This window comes from Microbulbifer variabilis ATCC 700307 (genome assembly GCF_000380565.1).
Taxonomy (GTDB): domain Bacteria; phylum Pseudomonadota; class Gammaproteobacteria; order Pseudomonadales; family Cellvibrionaceae; genus Microbulbifer; species Microbulbifer variabilis.
On record NZ_AQYJ01000029.1, the window covers coordinates 448957 to 474795 of the forward strand.

A 25839-nucleotide genomic window follows, 5' to 3' on the forward strand; every position below is an offset into this window, starting at 1 on the left:
TGCGCCCCATTGAATATATGTCAAGTAAACAGATCATGAGCTTGATGGAAAGGAATACCTCCTGTAGGGCTCAAGTGCGAGTATTAAGTATTCGTAGGCGCCATTCGATCTTGGTGCCAATAGTGCCGGTAGTCGAGTATTGGCTCGAGGTTAAGTCTCATCTATCACAGGGAAGCCTGAGTGGAGTGGGACGATTCTGTTTTTACTTGCTATTTTTTTGCGATAGTTACTTAAAGTGACTCGCTTAAGCGTAGTGGTCTTGCCAGATGTTATACCTCTGGCATCTATCTTTGAATCCTTTCCATTCACCGATACTGGGTATCAGCTATATTGAAAAAAAATCTGCTTGAATGCTTACTAGAAATTAAGTGTTAAGTGTTTTAAATCTGAAAGCAACTTTATTTAATTATTGATTTACAATTTGGTCTCTTCAGAATGATTAATATAAGCAGGGCAAGTTTAGGGGCGTTGGTATTTTCTTCAGCTTTGATGGGATGCACCCTAACCGAAAATAAAACCGATACGGCTGATCAGAAAGCAGTTAGTGACTCGGTATTACTCCATAAACTTGCAGATCAATATACTGATGTTTATTTAGATAACTTCCAGCCGTATGCATATTTCTCAGATATGGATCTGGACAGACATAATCTCTTCTTAAGTAATTCCCCCATAAATTCTGCTTCTATGGCTGCGGCTGAGGATAAAATACTCAAGGCTTTGGCTGAAATAGATCTAAATGGACTAAAAAGTGATCAAGAGAAGGTATTCTACTTCAAGCTGAAAGAGCGATTGGAGTCGAATGTTGGCTTAAGGGTCTGTAAGACTGAACTCTGGTCTGTTGATCATATGTTTGGCCCCCATATCATACTTGGCTTTTTGACAGAGGTTCAGCCGGTTGAAACTGCCCAAGACAGGGCAGACGCGATTGAGCGTTGGCTTGATGTGGCTCGTTATTATCAGCAAGAAATAGCTAATCTGAGTCGAGGGCTTGAGCAAGGTTACTCCGCACCCCAGAGCGTGGTGAAGCGAGTCATTCAGCAAGTTGATGGTTTGACCCAAGTACCCATTGATGAGCATCCTTTCCTGGGTTTAGCGAAGAAAGCTAAGGACCCGGAATTTGAGGCAGCATTTAAACAGGTGCTTTCAGATCACGTTATCCCCTCAATGGTGAATTATAAGAATTTTCTAGAATCCACCTATTTACCTGAAGCCAGAGCCGAGCTTGGCATCCATGCGATTCCTAATGGCCGTGAATGCTATATGGCTCAGTATCGTTCTTATACGACATTGCAGAGAACACCAGAAGAAGTTTTTGAGTTGGGTTTAAGTGCTGTCAACGCAAACAAGAGCGAAGTGGTTCGCTTAGGCAAGGAGTTCTATCAAGTAGATTCCTATTCTGAGGCAGTGGCAAGGGCCAGTGAAGATAAAACTCAGAAATTTAACAGCGCTGATGAAATGCATCAGTTTTTTGAGCGCTTGGTAGATAAGTCTAGAGATTTAACCGTAGACTTTTTCCATGAAATGCCTTTGATCGAAATGGAAGTAAAGGCCATCCCTGAACATGAGCAGGGTTCTGGTCGCAGTGCACACTATATTCCGGGCACTAAGGAGCGAAAGGCAAGATTTGGATATGACCCGACAACCTACCAGGATGAGTCATACGCTTCTGCCGAGAAGGTAACTATCCATGAAGGATACCCGGGCCATCATATGCAAATTGCTCTCGTACAGGAGCAGGAAAAGTTTCATAAAATAGAAGATGCCTTGTCTAACTCTGCTTTTGCTGAAGGTTGGGGCAGGTACTCTGAACATCTAGCGGAAGAAGCTGGGATGTATCAGTACGGGTCCACCAAAATCCTTAGGCGTGCTTGGCCTGCGCGAGGTATGGTAGCGGATACCGCAATGCATGTACTCGGCTGGAGTGATGAAAAAGTTGCGGAGTTTTTGCAGGATTCTGGCGCTTCATTTGCGAAAGGCCCGAGGACTCTAATGGACCGAATGGCAGTAATGCCCGCCCAGCTTACCTCTTATGATTCCGGTGCCCTCGAGATTTTCGCCTTGCGAGAACTGATGCAGAATGAACTGGGTGAGGACTTCGATATTAAGGACTTCCATGAGATTATTCTGAGAAATGGCAATGTCCCTATGGCCGTACTGAGTGAGCAGGTAAGGGACTTTATCGAAGAAAAGAAGAAAGGTTAATTTAGGATCTTTACTAACTCAGTCCCACACCCATGCGGGACTGAGTTATAAATAGGCTTAGCAAGAGGCTTTTATCCTGCTACTCTAAATTCCCATCTGCCTGGAAGCCAGATCCCGCATTATTTCTTCAGATCCGCCACCAATCGCATTCACCCGCACTTCACGATAGATACGCTCAATCCGATTGCCACGCATATAGCCTGCGCCACCTAACACCTGCATCGCTTCCCGGGCGCAGAATTCAAGGGTTTCTGTGGCTTGGACTTTGAGTAGAGCGATATCGGCTACCTTGAGCTGATGCTGTTGCTCCGCCCAGGCACAGAGGTCCAGATAGGCTTGGGTGGCATTGATGCGTTGAAGCATCTGGGCAAACTTGTGCCGAATCACCTGGTGATTGGCGAGGCGCTTTCCGAAAGTTTGACGCTCCTGAGCCCACTCAATGGCATCCTGCAAACAGACCCGGCTGAATTCTACACAAGAGGCGGCAATGCCCAGGCGTTCACGATTGAAGTTGTGCACTATGGGTAAGAAACCTTGGTTCTCACCGCCAATTAGATTGCTCGCGGGCACACGCACCTGATCAAAAAAGATACTGGCCGTATCAGAGCACCACCAGCCCTGCTTTTTATCGAGCAGCTGCCGGCTAACACCTTTGGTATCCGCAGGGATTAAGAGCAGGGAGATACCGCCGAAGCCTTCTTCACCAGTGCGCACGGCAGCAGTAAACCAGTTAGCGCGCGTGCCGCCGGTGATATAGGTCTTTTCGCCGGTAACGATATAGTCATCCCCATCACGCTCTGCGCGGCACTGGAGATTGGCTACATCGGAGCCTGCGCCTGGTTCGGTAATTGCCAGGGAAATATGCTTATCACCACGTAATACCGAAGGAATAACCTGATCTTTTAGGGCCTCACTGCCATAGTGCAGTAATGGGGGCAGGGCAATGCCGTGGACCATCAGGCTGGCGTAGAGTCCACCGGCGCCGGGGCGGGCTAACTCCTCTGCGGCAACAATCATATGGAAGACATCGGTTTCGATGCCGCCGTAGTTTTCCGGATAACTCATCTGCAGAAGGCCAACTTCTGCGGCTTTTTTCCAAAGCTCGGCGGGTAGTTGGCCGTCTTCGTCCCATTGAGTGATGTAGGGAGTAATCTCGCGGTCGACAAAGCGGCGCAACTGGGTGCGCCATTCCTGATGGCCTTCGTCATAGAAGGGGCTTGCCATGCGGGAGGCATCAATATCGTACATGCTGATCTCCTTTAGGAAGTGGCGTCGCTGGGGATTTTGGCAGTTTCCGTGGGAGCGGCTTCGATCTGAACTAACAGCTGGCCACCGCGTACCTGGTCTCCTTCACAGGCGCCCAGTTTAATGACGGTACCGTCGCGGTCTGCGCGCAGGGCGTGCTCCATTTTCATGGCTTCCATTAAGGCGATAGTGTCTCCCCGCTGAACGCTTTGATTGGGCTCAACCAATACCTGCACCAGGCAACCGTCCATAGGAGCCGTGATGCGGCCACTGCCTTGATTTAAGCTCGATTTAGCGGGGGCGTGGGTGATATCGACAAAATGGAATTGCCTGCCGTCTAACAGGAGATGCAGATTGCTTTGGTTGGCTAGGAACAATCTCTTTTGGCTAACGCCATCCAGCAGGAGTTCAGCACTGTAAAGTCCACTTTCTTTTTGTGATTTCTCAAAATGGACCCACTGAATCAGGAACTGCTGTTCGCCTACTGAGATTTGGTAAGAGTGATCTACTAACACCAGCAGCTCACAGTTTAGGGTTTGTCCTGAAATTTCCAGTCGGTAGTTGATTGGCACACTGTTGTCGCCACTGCGCCAGTCGCTGCGGCCGCTACGCCGATCCTGAGGGTTGGCTTGGTGCAAGTGATTCAGTAATGCGGCTTGGGCTGCAATTACTGCTGGAACCGATTCTGCGGATGTCAGTGTACTGTTTTGGTCGAGAAAACTGGTATCGGCATCGCCAGCGATAAACTGTGATTCGGCCAGGATCTTCTGCAGGAAATGGATATTGTTTTTAGGGCCGATAAATTCCAGCTGGCTTAGGGCCTGGGTTAGCTTGCGTCGAGCTTCTTCTCGATCCTGCCCCCAGGCAATTAATTTGCCGAGCATGGGATCGTAAAATGGCGTAATTTCGCAACCACTTTTCAAAGCGTGGTCGATACGGATTCCTTGTCCCTTTGGCGCTACCCAGTGGAGTACTTTTCCGGCCTGGGGCAGGAATTGTTGTTCCGGATCTTCGGCATACAGGCGGACTTCCATGGCGTGCCCCTGCTGGGTGACTTGCTGCTGGGAGACGCATAGGGCTTCGCCACGGGCCACTGCCAGTTGCCAGGCTACCAGGTCAAAACCGGTTACCATTTCTGTTACCGGGTGCTCGACTTGCAAGCGGGTGTTCATTTCCAGGAAATAGAATTCGCCGCTGGGGCAGAGTAAAAACTCTACGGTGCCCGCGCCTAGATAACCGCAGGCTCGCGCGGCGGCGACTGCGGCTTGCCCCATTCTTTCCCGCAGTTGGGTGTCGACCGCTGGGGAAGGGCACTCTTCGACCACTTTTTGATGGCGTCGTTGTACGGAGCAATCCCGCTCCCCCAGGTGAATACAGTTGCCATGACGATCCGCAAATACCTGGATTTCGATATGGCGAGCGTTGACCAGTGCCTTTTCCAGAATTAATTCGTCGCTGCCGAATGCACTCATGGATTCACTGCGGGCGGCGCGCAACTGGGAGACCAGTTCGCTGTCTCCGTGAGCCAGGCGCATGCCGCGCCCACCACCGCCTGCGGCGGCTTTGATCATTAACGGGAAGCCAATGCGCTGCGCCTCGGCGATCAGGATATCGTCGTCCTGGGCACCCTGGAAGCCGGGAATACAGGGTACGCCGGCAGCGGCAACAAATTCCTTGGCTTTGCGTTTGTTGCCCATCAGTTCTATGACTTCGGCACTCGGGCCAACAAAACGCAGTTCATTCTCTTCGCAAGCGCTGGCAAATTCCGCATTCTCAGCGAGAAAGCCGTAGCCGGGGTGGACGGCGGTGGCTCGGGATTTTTTAGCCGCGTCGAGAATTTTCTGTATATCCAGATAGGACTCCGCCGAAGTCTGCCCACCAATGGCTACGGCGATATCGGCAGTCTGTGCGTGAAGTGCATCGCAGTCCGCATCGCTGTAGACGGCGACTGTGCGATAGCCCTCCGCCCGGGCAGTACGCATAATTCGCAGTGCGATCTCGCCGCGGTTGGCGATTAACAGGGTCTCTGTTGTCGACATCAGTGCTGCCACTCCGGTGATCGTTTTTCCAGAAATGCACGGGCGCCTTCGCGCCCTTCATGGCCTTGAATTGCGCGGGAAAACTGCTGTGCGGCGCCGTCGAGTAGTTGGCCGAGGGCAGTCTCATCGCTCACCCGCGCTGCATCCAGCAAGATCTGCTTGGTTGTTGCCAGGGCGCCGGGAGCGCAGGCATTGATCGCGCCCAGGTGTTCCTGCAGTGCGCCTTCGAGGGCTTCGGAATTATCGAGTAGCTGATGGATTAACCCAATTTCCAAGGCCTGCTGTGCGTTGACTTTTGCTCCGCTGAGGGCCAGGCGTCGGGCCTGGGAGAGGCCGACCCGTGCCACGACAAAGGGAGCAATTTGTGCAGGCGGTAAACCCAGGCGGGTTTCCGGAAGGGCAAAGCGGCAACTGCGATCGGCAATGGCAATATCGGCACTGCAAGCGAGCCCAAAACCACCGCCCATTACGGCACCTTCCAATACGGCAATGACTATTAAAGGAGTGCGATTAAATCGTTCCATCAATTCACCGAAACGACGGTTTAGGTGAAAAAATACATCACTATTTCCATCGCTCGCGCCCTGTTGCGCATTGAGCATATCGGCAATATCGCCACCGGCGCAGAAGTTGTGTTCTGCACCCCGCAGTACCAACGCTCGCACCTGCGGATCTTCTTCTGCTTCTGCGAGCTTTTGCAGAAGCTCATCCACCATTTGCAAACTGATGGCGTTGCGCTGTTGTGGCCGGTTTAGGGTGAGATGGCAGGCGATGCCGATGGTCTCATTAATAATTGTCTGCATAGCCTGACCTTATGCGTTGGGTTTACGCTTGCCGGGCAGTATGCCCATCAACTTACAGATAATGCCGAGCATTACTTCATCTGCGCCGCCGCCGATAGCGGTGAGACGGCTATCCCGGTAAGCGCGGTTGATTACAGTTTCCTCGATATAGCCCATGCCACCCCAGAACTGCAGGCACTGATCGGGAATAGAGCGGGACAGGCGGCCAGCCTTGAGCTTGGCCATAGAGGCGAGGGTAGTGACATCTTCACCGGCTACATAGGCTTCCACCGCGCGCCAGGTTAGGGAGCGCAGGCATTCCACTTCGGTCTGCATTTCCGCGAGGGCAAAGTGAATGGTTTGATTGTCGATCAATGGTGCTTTAAAGGCATGGCGTTCGCGCACATAGTCGATGGTGCTGCTCACGCAGTTTTCCAGGCCCTTTAAATTGAGTGCGGCGCCGGCGAGGCGCTCTTCCTGGAATTGCAGCATCTGCAGCAGGAAGCCGGCACCCTCATCGCCGATGCGGAAATGTTTGGGCACTCGCACATTGTCAAAAAAGATAGGGGCGGTTTCCGATGAGCGCATGCCTAATTTGTCGAGCTTTTCGCCGATGCGTACCCCTGGCGTTTTCGCCGGAATAATGACCAGGGATTTGTTGTTGTGGGCTTTGCCTTCACTGGTATTGACCAGGGTGCAGAAAAAGTCTGCGCAGGGGGCGTTGGTGATCCACATCTTGCTGCCGTTGATCACATAGTCGTCGCCATCGCTTTTGGCAGTGGTTTTAATTGAGGCAACATCGGAACCGGCGCCCGGTTCGGATACGGCGATTGCGCCGATCATCTCTCCGTTCACGGCGGGAATCAGGAACTGCTCTTTGAGATCCTGGCTGCCGAAGTTGGCCAGGGCAGGGGTACACATGGAAGTCTGCACGGAAATCGACAGGGGCACGCCGCCACAGTGGGCACCGCCCAGCTCCTCCAGGAAAACGGTTTCATAACTGAAGTCGAGACCCAGGCCACCGAAGTCTGTGGACTTGCTGATGCCTAGCAGACCCAGACCAGCCAGTTGTTGGAAAATTTCGCGGATAGGAAAGCGGCCGGCCTTTTCCCATTCGGCCACATTGGGGTTAATTTCCTGCTGTACAAAGTTTTGTACGGTGCGCTGCAGTTCCCGGTGTTGATCGCTAAATATCATTATTGTTTTCCCTGCTTTGAAGTGTGAACCCGGTGATGGTGTGAATGGGCAACCGCACTTCCTTGTTGCCCAGGTTTTTCGTTAAAACCTAGCTACGCCAAAGGTATTTTTGTTGAGTTTTCTCTGCTCGGCCTCATTGCAAATTTCTAGCAACATGCCTAAAAGTTTGCGCGTATCGCGGGGATCGATAATGCCGTCATCCCAGAGGCGCGCACTGCAGGCGAGAGCATCGGAATTGCCCTGCATAAATGCGCTGGTGTCGTTTTCCAATTTGTCTAATACCGCCTCATCGACATTGCCGCTGCGTTGCATTTTTTGCTCGGTGACGATGCGCATTACCTTGCCGGCCTGGGCTGCGCCCATAACGGCGGTGCGGGAATTGGGCCAGGCAAAAATAAAGCGGGGATCGAATCCGCGACCACACATGGCGTAGTTGCCGGCCCCATAGGAGCCACCTACGACAATGCTGAGTTTTGGTACGCTGGCATTGGCCACGGCCTGAATCATTTTGGCGCCGTGCTTGATGATGCCGTTGCGCTCCACCTCGGTACCCACCATAAACCCGGTGGTGTTATGCAAAAACAGCAGTGGCGTGCCACTCTGTTCGCACAACTGAATAAACTGCGCGGCCTTGTTGGCGCCCTTGGGGGTGATCGGGCCGTTATTCCCAATAATTCCCACAAGGAAGCCTTCGATACGAATATGGCCGCACACGGTTTGTCGATCGAATTCCGGCTTGAAATCCAGCATGGCGGAGCCGTCGGCGATACGAGCCAGAATTTCGCGCACGTCGTAGGGCTTTTTGCTGTCTGCTGGAATCAGGCCGAGCAGGTCGTCGATAGGGTGCAGTGGGTCTCGGTAATCTTTTTGTACTGAGCTTTTAATGGGTGAGGGTAGGGCGGCAACAATCTCTCTTGCTATGCGAATACCATCGGCGTCGTTCTCTGCTAAGTAATCGCCACTGCCGGACTCGGTACAGTGCATTTCTGCTCCGCCGAGGCTTTCCGCATCGGCAATTTCACCGGTGGCAGCTTTCAGCAGCGGCGGCCCAGCCAGGTACATGCCGGTTTGTCCGCGCACCATAACGACATAATCTGACAGGCCCGGCTGGTAGGCGCCGCCGGCAGTAGCGCCGCCGTGTACCACAGTAACTTGCGGAATACCGGCGGCGGACATTCGCGCCTGGTTGGCAAAACCCCGCCCACCGGGAGCAAAAGTGTCGCTGGCGTACATCAGATTGGCGCCACCACTTTGCGCCAGGGCGACTATTGGTAAATGATTTTCCAGAGCGATCCGCTGCATTCGCAGGGCTTTATCCATCCCGGCTGGTGAGATGGTGCCACCTTTTACGGCATAGTTATCCACTCGAACCATGCAACGTTGCCCGCTGATCTGGCCAATACCACAAATGGCTCCGCCACCCGCACCGGTACCATCCTGGTCGTCAAACAATTTATAGCCGGCGAGGGAGCACAGCTCTACAAAAGGTGCGCCGGGGTCGAGCAATAAATTGAGGCGCTCCCTTGGCAGCAGCCAGCCCCGATCACGATAGCGGGCAGCCTTACTTTTTTCAGCTTGAACCGGACGTTGCTCAGCTTCACGAAACTGGTTGATCTGCTCGAGCATGGCAGCTTGGTTGTCATTGAACTCTGCCGAGCGGTTGTCGAGCTGGGAATCAATCGGCTGCATTAGAGCTTACCCTCCGCTTCCAGCTCTTCCACAACTTGGGGCCGGCGTTTGCGGTGGAATCCATTAAAGCGCTTGGAGTTGTTGGCGGCTTGTGGCTGCCAAAGGGGAGAGTGATGCTTGAGACTTGAGCCACCATCGATACGCAGCGTTTGTCCGGTGATATAGCTGGCGGCATCGGAAAGTAGGAAGCACACTGCCCCACTAACTTCTGCTTCTTCTCCCAATCGGTAGAGGGGAATGCTGTCTCGGAAGCCCGGTAGTAGCTCGCGCAGGAATTTGGGGTCGTAAGTATCAAAGCCGCTGGAGAGAATATAGCCTGGCGCCACGGCGTTAACTCGAACGCCAAAAGGTGCCCACTCCAATGCGGAGGTTTCGGTAATATTTTCCATGCCCGCGCGGGCGGCACCGGAATGGCCCATCATTGGCATGCCGCCGGCGTTATCTGCGGTGATATTTACGATACTGCCGCCGTGCTGTTTCATCGACTGCACAAAAACTTCTCGGGACATTAAAAAGCCACCGAGCAGGTTGCTGCGTACAACGGCATCGAAACCTCTTGTGTTGATCTGCTCAAGGGGGGAGGGGAACTGGCCACCGGCATTGTTCACCAATCCGTGAATTTGGCCCCGGGCCTGGACTATTTGCCCCACTGTCTCCTGCACTCCTTCTTCATCGCGAATATCCAGGCTGAACAAACTGCACTCGCCACCATCGTTATTGATTTCACCGGCAACCCTTTCCAGCTTGTCCAGTTTGCGCCCGATCAATACTGCATGGGCGCCGAGGCTGGCCAATTCGTGGGCGATACAGCGGCCAATACCGCTGCCGCCGCCGGTGACGATATAGGTTTGCTCGCTAAAGCTGCCTGAGCGCAGCTGGCTTTGATAGCGCATGAAAGTTTCCTTTTTTACGGCCTCACGGCTTATTCAGTTTTTATTGTTCTTGTTGGCGCTTGCGCCTGCGTGTGAGAAAACGCAGAATAGCTTAACGCTACCAAGCAAGCGCTTGGTATTCAATAGCTGGCGTCTATTTGATTTGAAATTCATTGGGCCGCTAATATTCCGGGTTAATTACCCGAAAAAGTTTTGGAGAGATACGTGCGAGAGAGTGCGCAAGTGCTGGCGGAGGTGCCGACTCAACTGTCACCACAAGAATTAATTGGTACTCTGGTAGAGCAGGGTATGCTAACTGACCCTGCCTCTCCCCGCGGACGTTTACTGAATGCCGCTGCGCGTCTGTTCGAGCAAAGGGGATTTGCCCGCACCACAGTGCGTGATCTAGCTGCGGAAGTTGGCATACTTTCTGGCAGTATTTTTCACCATTTTGCCAGTAAAGAGCAGATTCTCTGCGCGGTAATGAAAGAGGTCACCATATTTGCCAGTGCTCGAATGCGTAGTGCTGCAGAGAGTGCAGGCTGTCCGCAGGAAAAGTTGCGGGCTTGCATACAGTCTGAGCTCGAGGCTATCCACGAACAAGCCGTACCAGGATTTTCCATTCTGGTAATGGAGTGGCGCAGCTTGTCTGAGGAGAGCCAGGAAGAGGTATTGCAGCTGCGCGAAGAGTATGAGCGGATCTGGTTGGATGCAATTGTTGCGGCCAAATGCCCTGGTGATGACCCGGCACTTGTGCGGCGGCTTTTAGTTGGCGCACTAAGCCACACTTATAGCTGGTTCGAACCCAGGGATAGGGGGCTGACAATTCCTGAATTGGCTGATCGGACCTTTCATATCTTTACTCCCTGACACAGAAAAACTGCGAGGCGCACGAAAAACTGTGCACTTTGCCTCCTTTCTTGCCAATTATGTAACCTTGAATGGTTTCCTGAGAACTGGTGCGCACCCGTTTTCTCTTGAATCTTTTACCCTGCGCGCAAGATGTAAAGAATGTGACAATATGTGTCACTAGGTGACAGGAGAGGGGAATGGCGAGCCAGGAACTTTACCAGGTAGTTTCCACTGGAAGGACACTTCACGCCAAAGATTCGGATCAAGTGGTGCGGGATGCTACGAAGCTGTTTTCAATCCCAGAAGCCCAAGCTCGAAGATTTCTATTGAAAGGGTGGGTTATCAGAGATCAGCTGGAATCTGCCCGTGCCTTGGAGTATCGCGCCGGTCTTCACAAAATTGGTTTGAGAGTGGAGGTCTGCCCTGCAGGAAAATTTGATAATCAGCAGTTAATTGCCCGTATTAAGGTAGCGCAGAGGCGCAAAGCCCAGACAGCCAAGGGGAGGCCCTTCAACAAAAATAGCATTATTGGCAGCGGCCCAGGGGTACCACCAGAGTACAGTCAGTCCCCTAAAGCTGCTGTGCAATCGGAGGGCTCAAGGACCTTAGAACCCTCAAAGGGAATAGAGCAAATTATCAGTGATAAGAAAGTTACTGTGCCCTCCGGTGTTGGCAGAGCTTTATTGGGTTTTTTGCCGGCAATAGTGCTGCCCGCTATTTTTTTGACAGTTGCTGGCCTGTGTTTGTATGGGGCCGGTTTTGCCCTCTGGCAGATTCCGCTTGCAGTATGGCAGGGCGATTTGAATGGCAGTGTTATCGTATCCAGTTTGATTGCGATTGCTGTGTGTAGTTTTCTTTTTCTGCTCCTGGCTGCGCCCTACCTGTGGTTTCCGAGAAGTGCTTGGGCCAAACTCGGTGAGATACCCCTCGATCGAGCCCAAGGTAAGGACCTTCTGCGTTTATTTGAACAGCTTTCCCGAAGAACCAGTCTGCCGAAAGTGAATGAGATTGTTCTAAGTCCCAACGCCCAGATTTTCAGCTCACCCACACTTTCCGAGGTAATACGCCAGCAATTACCACTTCATTTGGGGCTCGCCAGCGTGACGGCACTACGTGGCAGTGAGGCCCTAGCTTTGGTGGGCCGTGGAATTGGTATCTACCAGGGGAAACTAACCGGATTATTGGCCTGGTTGGTTTTGGATGGTTTGCGCCGCCTTGAGTTAGTTCAGTGGGCTCTAGAGAACGAACGCAGTGTCCTGTGTACAAGTGGAGAGCCCAGTATTTTCCAGAAACCCTTTCATCGCATGCTGGTCATCTGTGGCCACTTTTTATTGCCTTTAGTGGAGCGTCTCGAAAACCTGCACCGATTCATTACCCGTAGTAGTGCCCGTTACCTAGAGTCACGTGCTGATCTGTGGGCGGCAGATTTGATTGGTAGTCAGGTGTTTCCGGGGTTTGCCGAAAGGTGGCACCGACTGGTGCACGCGGATTTGATTGTCTCAGAGACCGCCCGTGAGGCCGCTGCCCTGGGGCAACGATTTGAAAATATCCCTACTGCGATAGCCTGGACGTTTGAGAATCTGGACCAAGAAACCTGTAAGGCTATAGAGCTAGCCATGGGGCAGGCAAGTGACCCCTGGGATATGTGTGAGGCGGCGGATTTAGAGCGTATTGAGGTGGTAAGCCGGCGTGACCTGGGCTCTCGTATCAAATGGGAAGTCTCTATGTCTGACCTATTCGCCAATTTTACTGAATTGGCAATGGCCTGCACTGCTTCCAGCGCTGGGGCTGATTGCCAAGTAGTAGAAAATCGCCGCTTGCTCTGTTCCAGCCGTGAGGTAGACGAGGCAGTGCAGACTTTGGAAGAGTACTTTAATCGTCTTCCTCCGTTTTCTTTGCTGCCGTTGAGTCGACCAGCATCTAAAGAAATGCAGGAGATGGATCTGCAGGCCATCGTCGATTGGTTGCGAGGCAAGTTGGTTGATTTGGGTGAGGTGCGCGAGCGTAGCCGGATGTTGCGAACTCGTATGGCAACGATGCAGCTGGGTGCGGCAATGATTAGGAACAAGTTGCGTATCGACCCCCAGGATTACTCACTAAAAAGTGGCAGTCTTGCATCGGCTCAAGAGTTGGCTGCGCTGAAACGATCCGAATTGGAAGAGAGTGAAAAGCAGCTGCAGCATATCTATACCGCGTTTTACCAACGCTTGTGTCTGGCTCTGGTAACCATGCCGGCGAAGGAACGCCAAGAGGCGCGCAACCAACTGCGCCATCTTTCTGCATACGATTCCCTAGAGCCTCATCTGGAGCGGCTTGCCGGGTTTAGTACCAGTTTGGGGTTATTTGCCCGGCATCTATCGCAAAACCTGTCAGAACGGGAGCTGGTGCAGAAATATCTGGCCTTGAGTGCTCGGGAATTGGATGCGACTTTCGCTACAGTAGAATCTTCTGAGTTATTGAGATCGCAGGGTCTTGGTAGAGCCCTATGCATCAAGGCTAAGCGTGAAACCCTACAGGTATTGCCGCAGCAACACCAAGAGGCATTGGCAGCTGTGCGGTCAATGGAGTCTCGTTGTAAATATGCCCGATCGGTGATTCTGGAGTATTATCAGGTACAGTTGGCAGCCTTGTTGAGACGCTGTCTGGAGCGGGAAAGGCAGCTGCAGCTGAGTCCACTTCGCCTGTTGCGAACCGTTTAACCCCCGGCCAGCTTGACCTTATAGTTCTTGGACTCGAGAAGGGCCTTGATTTCCGGGCGCTTGTCGCCTTGGATTTCAATCACACCGTCTTTCAAGGCACCACCGCAGCCACAGCGTTTCTTCAATTCTGCCAGCAGTAATTTCAATTCACTATCAGTACCTGCGATCCCGCGCACGCAGGTCACCCCTTTACCCTTGCGTCCCTTGGTCTCCCTATGGATACGTACTATGCAATCCCCCTCATGGCGCTTTTCTGCAGAGGGTTCTTCTTTTATACGGCCGCGATCGGTGGAATAGACGAGACGATTTTCCTTGGCCATGGCTGAGGGCTCCCCGATAAACAATTGTGATTTTTGGTCGGAGCGCGATTGTGCCCGAGGTGTGGAAGAAGTCAAAGGGGACCCAGCTGACCGGCAGTGGGCCCGGTGAAAATTAGAGGCGACCAAGTTCCTCCTAAAGGTTAGAATTCCGCCGAAAATTGATAGCAGCAAGTGGTTGAGGTGATAGATGGCGTTAACAGGACGTCGAAAACTGCTCAATGAGGTGATCTTCGGTACAGATACTCCCGCCGGACGCAACTTTGATGTTTTCTTGATCTGGGCGATTTTGATCAGTGTGTCCCTGGTTTTACTGGCTTCGATTGGAGCTGTAGCGGATCGTTACGGTTCGCTGCTCATCGGTCTGGAGTGGATCTTTACCGGGTTGTTTACCATAGAGTACTTCGCGCGAATTTATTGTTCGGTGAATCGCCGTAAATATATTTTCAGCTTCTATGGAATTGTCGATCTACTCGCAATCCTGCCAAGTTATCTGGCCCTGCTCTATACCGGTGCAACCTATTTGCTGGTGATCCGCTTACTGCGGGTGCTGCGTATTTTCAGGATACTTAAGCTGGTTCGCTACCTGAGGGATGCCAATATTTTGTTGCGTGCTTTGGGGCTTGCGCGGCGAAAAATTCTGGTGTTCTACTCTAGCGTATTTGTAATGTGTATTATCTTTGGCTCCCTGATGTTTGTAGTAGAGGGGCCTGGTCATGGTTTTACCAGTATTCCCACCAGCGTGTATTGGGCAATTGTCACCATTACGACTGTAGGCTATGGGGATATTTCGCCACAGACACCACTGGGGCAGGCAATTGCGGCGATGACGATGTTGATAGGTTACTCAATCATTGCAGTTCCCACAGGGATTTTGACCGCGGAGTTGGCGGGAGAGATGAATCGCGAGCGTACCCAGCTGGCTTGCCACAACTGCAGTCGCAGCGCCCATGATCCCGATGCGGAATACTGTAAGTTTTGTGGCCACAGGCTGGAGGATACGGAGGAGGTACCTGAAGTTTGAAAATTGTCAGCTCATCAGGCCTGCCTGCTTTTTGAGCAGAGAGGGGTAGAAGCTCCGAGAGATAGGGTCACCCCTGAGTCCATGTGACCTGAGCTAAAAATTCATCAGAAAGTATTTTTCTTGTTGGGAGTGGCTACCAGTCACCTGGAACACGTACTGCCACAACCTCAGCCTTGGCGCATAAACGGCCATCGCTGGTAAGGCTACAGTGTAATACGGTTTTTTTGGGGCCGCGTCCGACAATAGAGGCTTCGAGGATTAGTGGTTTATCAATCATTGCTGGAGCCAGGTATTTGATATCGAGCTTACCGGTTGCATACCAGATTTTCTCCCCAGTACCAACATCGCGCCCGGCCTGTACATAGCTATCAGCGATAGCCGTACAAATAGTATGGCAATCAATCACTGTGGCGATAATACCACCATTCAAATACTTTGCTGGACCAGCATTGTGAAACGGGCTGGGAGTAAACTCACAGCGGGTTTGATTCTGGCCACTCCAATAGCTCTTGATACGCAGCCCTTGGTCGTTGTCCGGGCCACAACCAAAGCAGTGGTTGCCCTGAATTTGATCCTGGATGGCGATTTCTTGAGTCATAACTGTCCCTCGTGATAGACGCGCAATACTACCGATTTGCGCCAGAGAGGGGAAGAAATTAACCTTGCGGGCTTCCAATAGAGTTACCCGAATTATCTGGACATAGATACATGGAAATATATGGCCTTTGCGCCCCTGGGTTTGAGGCACTTTATGATGCTTTCGCCAAAAATTTTCGCGAGTGTGGGGATACCGGCGCGGCCTTTGCGGTGCGCCAGCATGGAGAATTGATCTGTTCCTTATGGGCCGGTAGCGCTGATAGGGATGCCGAACGCCCTTTTACAGAAGATACTCTAGCCAATGTATTTTCTTCCAGTAAGGGCATACTCGCACTGCTTGCTATGCAACAAGTAGCTGCTGGTAACCTGGATCTGGACCGCCCTGTGGCAGACTACTGGCCGGAATTTGCCCGAGGTAAGGACAGTGTCACGGCACGCCAATTACTTTGCCACCGTAGTGGTTTGGTTGCCTTCCGTGGGCGGGTAAAGGATAGCCTGATTTATGACTGGCAAGCGGCATGTGATGAAGTGGCTCGTACTGAGCCTTGGTGGGCTCCTGGAACTCAGCAGGGCTACGCCCCTTTTTTGTACGGCTGGAGCTTGGGTGGGGTGATCGAGCGGGTAGCGCAAAAGCCCTTATTGGAACTTTATCGGGAAATGTTAGCCAAACCCCTCGATCTCGATGGGGGCTTTGGCGCTAATGGACACAAATCCCAGCGTATAGCTGATGTCAGCCCCCTCAAACAGCCGCTTCCAGAGTTGCGTGAAAATGCTATTGGTCGTGCAATAAAAGAAGATCGCAAGGGTCCGGTTTCAATGGCGTTTAGCAATCCCGTTAGCCTGATGATGGGAACCAACAGCTCCGAGTGGCGCGGAGCATTGATTCCCGCTGCCAATGGACATTTCAGTGCGCGAGACCTGGCAGCAGTGTACGGCGATCTGTCAAAGGACAACCCCGAAACTTTACCAATAGAATGGGTAAAAGAGGCTGCACGGGAGCAAAGTTGCGGCCGAGATAAAGTGCTACAGGCTGAAGTGAGTTTTGGTTGTGGTTTTATTCGCAGCAGTAACGCTGCGGATTTGCGTTTTGGTGGTCCTGAAGGCTTTGGTCATCCGGGTGCCGGTGGCAGTGTCGGATTCGCCGATCCTGAATGTGGCTTGGGATTGGGGTATGTCACAACAAGGCTGGGGCAGAGTTTGTTTATGGATCGGCGCGCGGTAGGGTTGGTGGAAACCTTATACGGGCTGCTGTGATGAGTGATGAAATTGTAAAGCTGGTTGAGCGTATTGATGAGCTGGAGAGCCGTCTCGCTTTCCAGGAGGATACTATCGCCCAACTTAATGACGTTATTGCCCGCCAGGATTTGGATATCCGGAGCCTGATTTCACGCATTCGTGAGTTGGGAGAAAAGTACAGTGCGATAACTTTCGAAATGCAGGGTGGAGCAAAGCAGCAAGATGAGAAGCCGCCACATTATTAGTAGGGGATAGCCTGTAGATGTGAATGATTAAAGTCGTGCCATTGAGTTGTGGGAGTAAGCACAAATGCGTCTAAAAAAAGTTTGTCCTCTGGTGCTGGAGGTATTGACAAACTTTTCCACATGCAAACATGCTGCTGACAACTACCTGTATACACTAAAACAGCCGGTACATTAAAAAATTTGCTTTATCTAACCTGTTGTTTTTATTGGTAAAACTCAAGAGTTTAAAAAATGTGCAAAATGCTATAGGCAAGGGATTACGCCATGTGGCGCTGACCTTTGTCGATTAATACACAGAGTTATCCACAGATTTTGTGGAAGAAGGGGGTAAACACTTCTCTAGTGGCGAAACTGCACGCTAGTGCATCGTCGTCGCAGTAATCGATGATGCGCAATGGGGACTGGTCAATAGAACTGATGATCAGTTTATCTTAGCCTTCACAATATTTCGTAGGGTCGATTCAGCCGCCGGTCAGCTAGCGTGCTGAATACTGTAGGGACTGTGCAGGAGCACTGGGCTCAGTGCATCCCAATACCCGTTTATTAAAAGTGCGTTAGGAGAACCAATAATGAAACATTGGGTAGCAATTCTTGCAATGGGCTCACTGGTGGGTTGTTCCACTTTGGACCCATACACCGGTGAGAGTAAAACCAGTAATGCCGCCAAAGGGGCAGGAATTGGCGCTGTAGCTGGTGCAATTGTCGGTGCGGCAACTGCGAGTAAGAAAGACCGTAAGAAAGGGGCTCTCACCGGGGCCTTGGGCGGCGCAGCCATTGGCGGTGGCATTGGCTATTATATGGATCGCCAGGAAATGGCTTTGCGCCAGCGCCTGGAGGGCAGTGGTGTTCGTGTTCAGCGTGAGGGCGATAACATCCGTCTGATCATGCCTGGCAATATTACATTTGGTACCAACCGCTCCGATATTCGAACTGACTTTTACGATACCCTGGAATCTGTGACTGTTGTTTTACAGGAGTTTGATAAGACAGCCATCCGTGTTAGTGGCCATACTGACAGCACTGGCTCTGACGTTTACAACCAGTCCTTGAGTGAGCAGCGCGCTAATTCGGTAGCTAGCTTCTTCAGTAATAGCGGTGTTGCCTACGGTCGTGTACAGGCTGTCGGTTATGGTGAGCGTTATCCGCTGGCTAGTAATGACTCTGAATCAGGCCGCCAAGCTAACCGTCGTGTAGAGCTCGAGCTGTTGCCGCTATAAGCGGCATGAGGTTTAGTTGCCTCTAGAGTGACACTCGCAGCGCCTAACTGAATAGTCGTAGGCGCTGCGGTCCTAAATTAATCCCTTTTGACCTCCTCAGTATCAATCCTCCTTTACAGATGTGGCAGGGTTGCTCTTCTACCCTTATGTTTGTTTAATCATTGACCTTACTTTCAGGCAGGGTTAGTAAACTCAGGGCCAATAGTGCCGGCAGCAAACCATAGCTGGTGGCAACAGCCATTCGTAAAGGGGGGGGCGATAGGGCTTTTAAAGAGTTTCTTTTAGGTCGCTTAACTTATTCTCGCAGGTTTCTGTCTCATACAGTCTTTATTGGTTAGTCAAAAAGTGCATCTAAAGCTAAGATAGCATTTTGTCTGTTGACTGCGTCCCATGAAAAAAATACTGCTAATTAGTTTATTGCTCTCATCAGTAGTGCAAGCTGAGATTACCCTTGAACAACTAAAGGTGCCGGATGGCTTTGAACTTAGTTACTTTGCCGAAGATGTAGAGACTGCACGACAACTGGCACTTTCTGAGTCAGGTACTGTTTTTTCTGGCTCTTTCAGTGCCAAAAAGATATATGCTTTCAAAGATACAAATAACGATGGAAAAGCAGATCGGCGTTGGTTGCTCATGGAAAACTTAAGAGCGCCGACAGGGATTGCCTATAAAAATGGCGATTTGTATGTGGCCGATATTAATAAAATTATTCGTTTTCCTGATATAGATGAAAATCTTGATAAGCCAAAATCTGAAGTGGTTTATGATCAGTTCCCGTCTGATAGGCATCACGGTTGGAAATTCTTACGTTTTGATAAAAAGGGTAATTTAATAGTTCCTGTTGGTGCGCCATGTAATATTTGTGATGCAGATAAACGCTATTCCAAGATATTTTCTTTAGATCTGGCTTCAAAGGAAACAAAAGTAATAGCTAATGGAGTGAGAAATACTGTGGGTTTTGATTTTCACCCGCAGACAAATGAGTTGTGGTTCAGTGATAATGGCAGGGATATGATGGGAGATGATATCCCGCCTTGTGAAATTAATAGGGTAAGCTACGAAGGAGAGCATTTTGGTTACCCCTATTTTCATGGCGCTGATATTGCAGACCCTGAATTTGGTCAAGATAGGAAGGTTAGTGATTATTCCGCGCCAGTACTAAATTTGGGCGCCCACGTCGCACCTCTGGGAATACACTTTTACCTTGGCAATCAATTTCCTGATGATTACAGGAAAAATCTTTTGGTTGCGGAACACGGATCCTGGAATCGAAGCAAGAAGTCGGGTTATCGTGTGATGTTAGCTACTGTAGAAGAGAATAGAATCACCAACTATAAACCTGTGATTACTGGTTTTATGCGGGATGAAACGACTTTTGGACGCCCGGTGGCCTTCCTGGAGATGCCTGATGGCAGTGTGCTGATTTCAGATGATTTTGCCCATAAGATTTATCGTTTAACTTATAGTGATCATTGAACTTCAGCTGAAGTGATTTTCTATAGAAGTATTGGGTTAGGCTGCCTGTAAAGGCGGCCAACTATCTTCAATATTTCCAGTAGCCATTAATGGGGCTCTAATTGCCTTGTCGCGTATGCTTACTCATGTTTTGCGTGGAAGACAAGCCTTGACACTAATAGCCCGGCATGCTTCATATAATTCATTGGTTGAGATGACCGGGCTTCCCTGTCAGGTGAAACCCATGAATACTGACCGGTAAACGCTTTTTTCATAATTTTTTGCTGAAAGTTTAAAATCAAAATAGGGTTCTTCCGGGTTGTGCTATTTCTACAGTAGTGACAATACGAATAATGGAGAAAGCCTGTGTCCCGTCAAGCCACCCTAATAACGCTCTCCCTGGGATTTGTCTTAATTTTCCTCAATTTGATGCCTCATTTGGGACATGCAGAAGAAGGAGTATTGGGTGTGCCTACTACCAACCTGGAGATGCGTTTTACCGAAGCGGCGGTGGTAGCTCAGGTGGAGGTTATAGGAATTCATAGGGATGTAGACAGCGCTCTCTCAGAGCCGGGTGTCACAGCAATTTCAGGCTATGTTTATTCGGCTGTTCCTGAACAGATATGGAAGGGGGCTGTGGCAGATCAAATCACATTTCGTTTGGGGCTGGAGTTTTGCGATACCAAGCTTGAGAAAGGGGAGCGTTATTTGATCTTTGCCAGTCTGGATAGTTATGGACGGCTACAACTGCGCAGCTGCGATGCCGCAGTGGTGGAATCTGATGCAGAGGAGCTCTTAGCAGAGCTCAATGAATTCACCACCCGAGGATAGGTGCTTTAAGAGCGCCACCAGTAACTTTGTTGATCTAATTTTGTTGAATAGAACTGTTGGTTGTAAGTTGCCTGCTATTTACAGCAATCCAAACTCTCCAAGTGGAGGTTACCTCCTTGAAGTACGCCAATGCCGAGTTATTCTTATCAGTATTGGCGTCATCTTCTTTTAGTCGATATGCGTTGAATTACTTGGCGCTGGCGTCAAAAGGCCTTAGGGCCAGCTATTATTGCCGCAGGGATGCAGTGTGAGGCAAGCCTATAGTGCTCACTGCCGTGGGCCCAAAAGCCCAGGCGCTTAGCCGGCCTTGCAATAAGTGTTTTCCAGAAACCGCTTGGGGTCGAGAGGTCGACGTATGAAGAAGCTATTGATTCCATTGATCATTTTGTTACTGATCATCGGATACTTTATGTCTCGCAGTGGCGAACACAAGGCCAAAGAAGCCTATGACTCAATGGATCAGCCAAAGAGCGAGCAAATGAACGATAACTCCACGCCGTCGGGTAGCGGCAGTGGTAGTGATTCTTCTTCGCCTAACGGCACCACCACACCACCTGATGGCATGGGTAACCCCGATACCCAGGTGCCACAGGAATCCGATCAGACAGATCCCACACCTCCTGGGGGTAGCGCTTCCACTAGCTCTGGCTCAGTTCCCTCGAGCGGCGGACCAACCCCGGAGCCTGGGGAAGCAGATGCAGAGACTGCTAGTGGCAATCCTGATGATTCAACCCCACAGGAAGAGCCGAGCACGGCAAGCCCCGCTGGTGAAGCTGTTGATGAAGCCTCCAGTGAAGCCCAGCAAGCAGTAGAGGGTGCTGAAAATATGGAAAGTAATCCCGGTGATACCGACACGGGCACTGATGAGGGAATGGAAAGTAATTCTGGCCAGCCCCAGCAATAGATAGAACAGAAAGTAGGAACTAGGAGATCGGTGAGGGTCGCCTGTTTAGGCGGCCCAAAGCTATTTTAACAGAATGATCGAGCACAAATGGTGTCAGGGACACAAAATCCTAGAAATTCGCCCCAAGGGAAAGTTTTCTGCAGAAGATTTCCATCAGCTGGCGTCACAAGTAGATCCAGTGATCAGGGAACAGGGCAGAATAGAAGGACTAATGATCGACGCAGAGGATTTTGCTGGATGGGAAAATTTCGTCGCGATGATTACTCATTTTCGTTTTGTGCACGATCACCATAAACACATACAAAAAATTGCGGTGGTGTCCGACAACCCTGTTTTAAGTTTTATGCCGCATTTGGTTTGTCATTTTATCAGCGCAGAAGTCCGCCCGTTTAACTCGAATGAGAAGTCTGAAGCTCTGGAATGGTTGGAAAATCCGGGGTAGCATCACGCACCATCTAACGATTTTTAGGAGTAGTGGTGAGTCCAGCATTGGCCATTATCGCGGCGGCCAAAGATTACCTTGCCGCTGCTGAGCAACTTTCCAACCAACTTGACCTTCCCTGCCTGGGTGTTGAAGATCCCACAGAAATTTGTGATTTTCCGCAGGTGCTACGTTGCGGTGAGCAACTACAGTTGTGCGCGACGGGAAAAAAAGCACCGGGACCTGTGGTTGTGGACTTTGTTGGTGGGGCTATGGCGCACAGGCGTAAATATGGTGGCGGTAAAGCGCAGCCAGTCGCTAAAGCTGTTGGTATACGGCCTGGTTTTCACCCCCGTGTTTTGGATGCGACCGCAGGGCTCGGACGTGATGCCTTTGTTTTGGCATCATTGGGCTGTGAAGTCCTGATGTTAGAGCGTAACCCAGTGGTGTATTTGTTGCTGCAAGATGGCTTGAGGAGGCTGCAGGAAGCTGCAGTCCTTGATCCAGAGTTGATATTGGTGGCTGAGCGATTGTCCCTTACTGATCGAAAAGACTCTTCTGCTGACTGGCTGGCACAGCAAGCGGAAGGTTCCTGGCCTGTTGTCTTCCTGGACCCAATGTTCCCGCCACGGGGCAAAAGTGCCAAAGTAAAAAAAGAGATGGTGGCTTTCCACTATTTGGTAGGAGCAGACGAAGATGCGGATGCTTTACTTGAGCCCGCGCTTAAGGCCTGTTATTACCGTACCGTGGTCAAGCGCCCGAAGCAGGCTCCGCATCTGGGTGAAAAAAAGCCCACGCTCTCGCTTGAGGGTAAGTCAGGACGTTTTGATATCTATACCAAACATGGCGTTCCTGGCTAAGCCACTTTAAGAATGTTTAGCTGGCGGCTTATGCAACCACCGGCTAAATATCGAATCAGGTAATATCATATTGCGTCTTACCCAAAAGCAGGGTGCTCTCATTTGCTAGCTCCTTTTCCTTCCTAAACAGCTGGTTGTAGCTGGTCACAGGGTCTATGTTGCCTTGGTGCCTGGTGGCATTTTGGTTTCTACTGCTATGTTGTTGCAAAACATCCATATGTAAAAACCCTCTTGGTATAAAGAGGGGGATATGCAGCGGCCTTTCATTGATGCAGATTAATGGCAAGGAGGTTGGCTATGAGAGAGAAGTCTCCGTTCGACCTGTTTTTTGATGAGTACAATGAGGATATTCCTGAAGATCACTTTCCCCGTGACAGTATTTGTGCTTATGCCGCCGAATCCATTGTAACCAGTGAAACCTGGTCTGACGCCAAACCGGCTATGAACCTGTCGTCCTTTGTCACCACCTTTACCGAGCCCGAAGCTTTTGAAGTGGCAAAAAAGCACTATCTCAAAAATTATATCGATCATGATATGTATCCCCAGCTTTTTGCTATGGAAGCACGGATGGTGCGCTGGTTGCACGAACTTTGGAATGGCCCGAAGAATGTAGAACCCTATGGTGCAGCGACAATAGGCTCTTCAGAAGCTTGTATGTTGGCGGGTCTGGCCCATAAATGGCGCTGGCGTAAGAGGCGAGAGAAAACAGGTAAAGATGGGGGCAGGCCTAACTTGGTCACAGGTGCCAATGTACAAATTGTGTGGGAAAAATTTATGCGCTATTTTGATGTAGAGCCACGCATTGCCCCGCTTAAGCCTGGACATTACCGTTTTACCAGTGAACACCTGGATACGTTAGTAGATGAGAATACAATAGCAGTGGTGGCTATTGCGGGGCAGACATTTACCGGTGAGGATGATTCCTTCCGTGCGATCCATAATTGGTTGGATAGTTATCAGGAAACTACTGGCCATGATGTCCCTATGCATATTGATGCTGCATCCGGTGGATTTGTGAACCCGTTTTTATATCCGAATTACCACTGGGATTTTCGCCTGCCGAGAGTTAAATCTATCAACGCGTCCGGTCATAAATTTGGCTTAGTGCCGCCAGGTTTAGGTTGGATAATTTTTAGAGAGCGTGCTGTTTTTGATGAGGACTTGATGTTTTATGTAAACTATTTGGGTGGTGAGATGCCTACTGCCACATTGAACTTTAGCCGCAATGCCTCCACTGTTGCCTACCAGTATTACAACTTTATTCGTCTCGGTTTTAAGGGTTACCAGGATATTATGCAGCATACTTTGGATAACGCTCAGACTTTACGTAATCGTTTAGTTGAGAGTGGCTACTTTGAGATTATGAACAAGACTCAGCGTATCCCGGTAGTGGCGATGACTCTGAATAATAAGATTACCAATTTTAATGAGTATGATATTTCAGATAAGGTCCGTGAGCGGGGTTGGGTTCTGTCAGCTTATTCGATGCCGCCAAACGCCCAATCAGTAAATACCTTGCGAATAGTGGTGCGCCCACACCTTAATCTGAATGCAATACATGGCCTGGCAGATGACATCATTAACGCCTGCAACTGGTTGAAGCAACACGGCGGCAATGCCAGCCCACCGAAACTGCACGACCCTCGGAAGGTGGCGCCGAGTAAGTGTTAGTTTTCGTTTTCGGGTGAAAGTTGCTTTTAGGTGTTCTCTGTTATATAGAAAAATAACGTAATATTTGAGGTAAATTTTAATATCTGTTTCTTATAAGGATTTAAAAAGAATAATCAATAATCATTCCTTCAGGTTATTGAAGCATACTCCAACATATATACATCGCTCACATTAATAGCCGCTAGACTGGGGCCCTGAATATTCGGTCTATATTATGGGATACAGACTATGAGTTGCAGGTACTCCGTAGTTTGGCAGTGGGCATACATGCAATTTTAGTTGAGGTGATCAAGGTAAAACTACTAAGAAATATCCCTATGCCAAAGGTGGAATTTTTGAGGCCTTAGTGGCAAGCTGGGTTGAAAAGTGGGGCTAATCAGATCTTTGGAGCGCTTTATCGGTAGGGGGGAAGATTGACGATAAAAAATGATAATTTTAGCCCAGCGATCTTCTTCAATATATCGATCCAAATTTAAAAATAGGGTTGATGGACGCTTCTTAATATGATCTTTTTTTCAGCTTTGGGGGCGGGGCTTGCAATGTTAATGATTGGCAAACAGCAATAATTGAGAAATATCTCGAGTAAGGATATGCTTCAGCAGAATCGGATTATTGGGTTGCCTCTGATAATGATGTGCAATTAGGGGCTGTGGCCAAGTATTTAGGCCATGTTAATACTCAGTATCAATTCTAACTTGTCAGTGTTTTGGGGAAGTTCATGTTTCAAAAGTTAAAGGCCTCTTTGGGTATTGGTGCCGCAAAGGTTGATACAGTATTGGAAAGTAGCAGCATACTTCAAGGCGGTGTCCTTAAAGGAAACATTCATATCGCCGGTGGAGACGTGGAACAACAGATTGATGCTATCAATTTGAAACTCTGTACTGAGGTGAAAATTGAAAATGATAACGGCGTTAGTTACCAGCAATTTGTCCTGGATCAAATTCAGGCTCTGGAACCATTTTTGATCAATGCTAATGAATCCAAGCAGTTACCCTTTGAGCTTAAATTGAATGACGAAACTCCGGTAACCGCACTTAACACGCGCAAGAACCAATGTCGGGTTTGGTTAGAGACCGTGTTAGATATTGATTTTGCGCTCGATCCTAAGGATAGAGATCTTCTGCAAGTACGGCCCTTACCTGTTGTCGAAAAGGTGATCGCGGCGATAGAGCAGGGTGGATTTAGCATGGTGAAAGCGGATGTCGAGAAGGGGTACCTGAGGGGAGGGAACTTTTCTTCAAAATCTGGATGTTACCAGGAGATTGAGTTTAAGAATTCAGGTCTTCTTAGTTCAAAAGAAATTGAACTTTCTTTTATTCTGGAGGGGGGAATGGTGCACTGCTTGGCAGAAGTTGATCGTAGATTTGGTCTGCGAGGCGATCAATATCGTTCTTTTACCTTGCATCGCGATGCCGATGAGAAGGAAGCTACTGCGGCTGTCCAATCAATATTGACACTGTAGTTAGTAGTGCCATCCATTC

At 50.1% G+C, this 25839-nt stretch carries 22 protein-coding genes; 14 read left to right on the forward strand and 8 right to left on the reverse strand.

Features of this window, described 5'->3' with window-relative positions; genetic code table 11:
- Positions 1–435: 435 nt before the first annotated feature.
- Entirely contained in the window at positions 436–2205 is a 1770-nt protein-coding gene (locus G367_RS24555) for a DUF885 domain-containing protein (protein WP_083922835.1), read from the forward strand.
- A gap of 84 nt (positions 2206–2289) precedes the next feature.
- On the opposite strand, the gene G367_RS0120810 is transcribed toward G367_RS24555, so the two are convergent.
- The 6 genes from G367_RS0120810 to G367_RS0120835 form a co-directional block, all read right to left on the reverse strand.
- Entirely contained in the window at positions 2290–3453 is a 1164-nt protein-coding gene (locus tag G367_RS0120810) for an acyl-CoA dehydrogenase family protein (RefSeq protein ID WP_020415101.1), read from the reverse strand.
- Between the two features lie 11 nt (positions 3454–3464).
- Positions 3465–5489, reverse strand: coding sequence for an acetyl/propionyl/methylcrotonyl-CoA carboxylase subunit alpha (locus G367_RS0120815; protein ID WP_020415102.1), 2025 nt, complete (start codon positions 5487–5489; stop codon positions 3465–3467).
- On the reverse strand, positions 5489–6292 hold the full coding sequence (locus G367_RS0120820) for an enoyl-CoA hydratase/isomerase family protein (protein ID WP_020415103.1): 804 nt from the start codon (positions 6290–6292) through the stop codon (positions 5489–5491). The genes G367_RS0120815 and G367_RS0120820 overlap by 1 nt, the downstream gene beginning before the upstream one ends.
- Positions 6293–6301: 9 nt before the next feature.
- Positions 6302–7468 (reverse strand): acyl-CoA dehydrogenase family protein, encoded by a 1167-nt coding sequence (locus tag G367_RS0120825; RefSeq protein WP_020415104.1) that lies wholly within the window; start codon positions 7466–7468, stop codon positions 6302–6304.
- Positions 7469–7549: 81 nt separating this feature from the next.
- Positions 7550–9157 (reverse strand): acyl-CoA carboxylase subunit beta, encoded by a 1608-nt coding sequence (locus G367_RS0120830; protein ID WP_020415105.1) that lies wholly within the window; start codon positions 9155–9157, stop codon positions 7550–7552.
- Positions 9157–10050, reverse strand: a complete 894-nt coding sequence (locus tag G367_RS0120835; protein WP_020415106.1) for an SDR family oxidoreductase — start codon at positions 10048–10050, stop codon at positions 9157–9159. Before G367_RS0120835 ends, G367_RS0120830 begins: the two co-directional genes overlap by 1 nt.
- Positions 10051–10254: 204 nt before the next feature.
- Here G367_RS0120835 and G367_RS0120840 point away from each other — a divergent pair, with 204 nt between their 5' ends.
- Both G367_RS0120840 and G367_RS0120845 read left to right on the forward strand, forming a co-directional pair.
- The gene (locus G367_RS0120840; protein WP_020415107.1) at positions 10255–10899 is read left to right on the forward strand and encodes a TetR/AcrR family transcriptional regulator; all 645 of its coding nucleotides are present in this window, start codon (positions 10255–10257) and stop codon (positions 10897–10899) included.
- 179 nt (positions 10900–11078) lie between these two features.
- Positions 11079–13580, forward strand: coding sequence for a hypothetical protein (locus G367_RS0120845; protein WP_020415108.1), 2502 nt, complete (start codon positions 11079–11081; stop codon positions 13578–13580).
- On the opposite strand, the gene yciH is transcribed toward G367_RS0120845, so the two are convergent.
- Positions 13577–13900 (reverse strand): stress response translation initiation inhibitor YciH, encoded by a 324-nt coding sequence (gene yciH, locus G367_RS0120850; protein WP_020415109.1) that lies wholly within the window; start codon positions 13898–13900, stop codon positions 13577–13579. The two genes, G367_RS0120845 and yciH, sit on opposite strands and share 4 nt — an antisense overlap.
- Positions 13901–14087: 187 nt before the next feature.
- Between yciH and G367_RS0120855 the strand changes: the two genes are divergently transcribed.
- A complete protein-coding gene (locus tag G367_RS0120855) occupies positions 14088–14921 on the forward strand; it encodes an ion transporter (protein ID WP_020415110.1) in 834 nt (277 codons plus the stop codon).
- Positions 14922–15054: 133 nt separating this feature from the next.
- Here G367_RS0120855 and G367_RS0120860 read toward each other — a convergent pair whose 3' ends face one another.
- On the reverse strand, positions 15055–15519 hold the full coding sequence (locus G367_RS0120860) for a PaaI family thioesterase (protein ID WP_020415111.1): 465 nt from the start codon (positions 15517–15519) through the stop codon (positions 15055–15057).
- Between the two features lie 110 nt (positions 15520–15629).
- On the opposite strand from G367_RS0120860, the gene G367_RS0120865 reads away from it, so the two are divergent.
- The 10 genes from G367_RS0120865 to G367_RS0120920 all read left to right on the forward strand — a co-directional run bounded on the left by G367_RS0120865 (position 15630) and on the right by G367_RS0120920 (position 25820).
- Positions 15630–16772 carry a serine hydrolase domain-containing protein gene (locus G367_RS0120865; RefSeq protein WP_020415112.1) on the forward strand — a complete coding sequence of 381 codons (1143 nt, stop codon included), beginning with the start codon at positions 15630–15632 and terminating at the stop codon, positions 16770–16772.
- Positions 16772–16999 carry a SlyX family protein gene (locus G367_RS0120870; RefSeq protein WP_020415113.1) on the forward strand — a complete coding sequence of 76 codons (228 nt, stop codon included), beginning with the start codon at positions 16772–16774 and terminating at the stop codon, positions 16997–16999. The genes G367_RS0120865 and G367_RS0120870 overlap by 1 nt, the downstream gene beginning before the upstream one ends.
- 569 nt (positions 17000–17568) lie before the next feature.
- A complete protein-coding gene (locus tag G367_RS0120875; RefSeq protein WP_020415114.1) occupies positions 17569–18216 on the forward strand; it encodes a YiaD family glycine zipper/OmpA-like lipoprotein in 648 nt (215 codons plus the stop codon).
- A 390-nt stretch (positions 18217–18606) separates the two neighbouring features.
- Positions 18607–19692, forward strand: a complete 1086-nt coding sequence (locus tag G367_RS0120885; RefSeq protein ID WP_020415115.1) for a PQQ-dependent sugar dehydrogenase — start codon at positions 18607–18609, stop codon at positions 19690–19692.
- Between the two features lie 345 nt (positions 19693–20037).
- Positions 20038–20502: a hypothetical protein gene (locus G367_RS0120890; protein WP_020415116.1), complete on the forward strand. Its 465-nt coding sequence runs from the start codon at positions 20038–20040 to the stop codon at positions 20500–20502.
- A 355-nt stretch (positions 20503–20857) separates the two neighbouring features.
- Entirely contained in the window at positions 20858–21406 is a 549-nt protein-coding gene (locus G367_RS0120895; protein WP_020415117.1) for a hypothetical protein, read from the forward strand.
- Between the two features lie 73 nt (positions 21407–21479).
- Positions 21480–21848 (forward strand): SpoIIAA family protein, encoded by a 369-nt coding sequence (locus tag G367_RS0120900; protein WP_020415118.1) that lies wholly within the window; start codon positions 21480–21482, stop codon positions 21846–21848.
- A gap of 35 nt (positions 21849–21883) precedes the next feature.
- On the forward strand, positions 21884–22687 hold the full coding sequence (locus G367_RS0120905; protein WP_020415119.1) for a class I SAM-dependent methyltransferase: 804 nt from the start codon (positions 21884–21886) through the stop codon (positions 22685–22687).
- Between the two features lie 297 nt (positions 22688–22984).
- On the forward strand, positions 22985–24358 hold the full coding sequence (gad, locus tag G367_RS0120915; protein ID WP_020415121.1) for a glutamate decarboxylase: 1374 nt from the start codon (positions 22985–22987) through the stop codon (positions 24356–24358).
- Positions 24359–25076: 718 nt separating this feature from the next.
- Positions 25077–25820 (forward strand): sporulation protein, encoded by a 744-nt coding sequence (locus tag G367_RS0120920; RefSeq protein ID WP_020415122.1) that lies wholly within the window; start codon positions 25077–25079, stop codon positions 25818–25820.
- Positions 25821–25839: the final 19 nt, after the last annotated feature.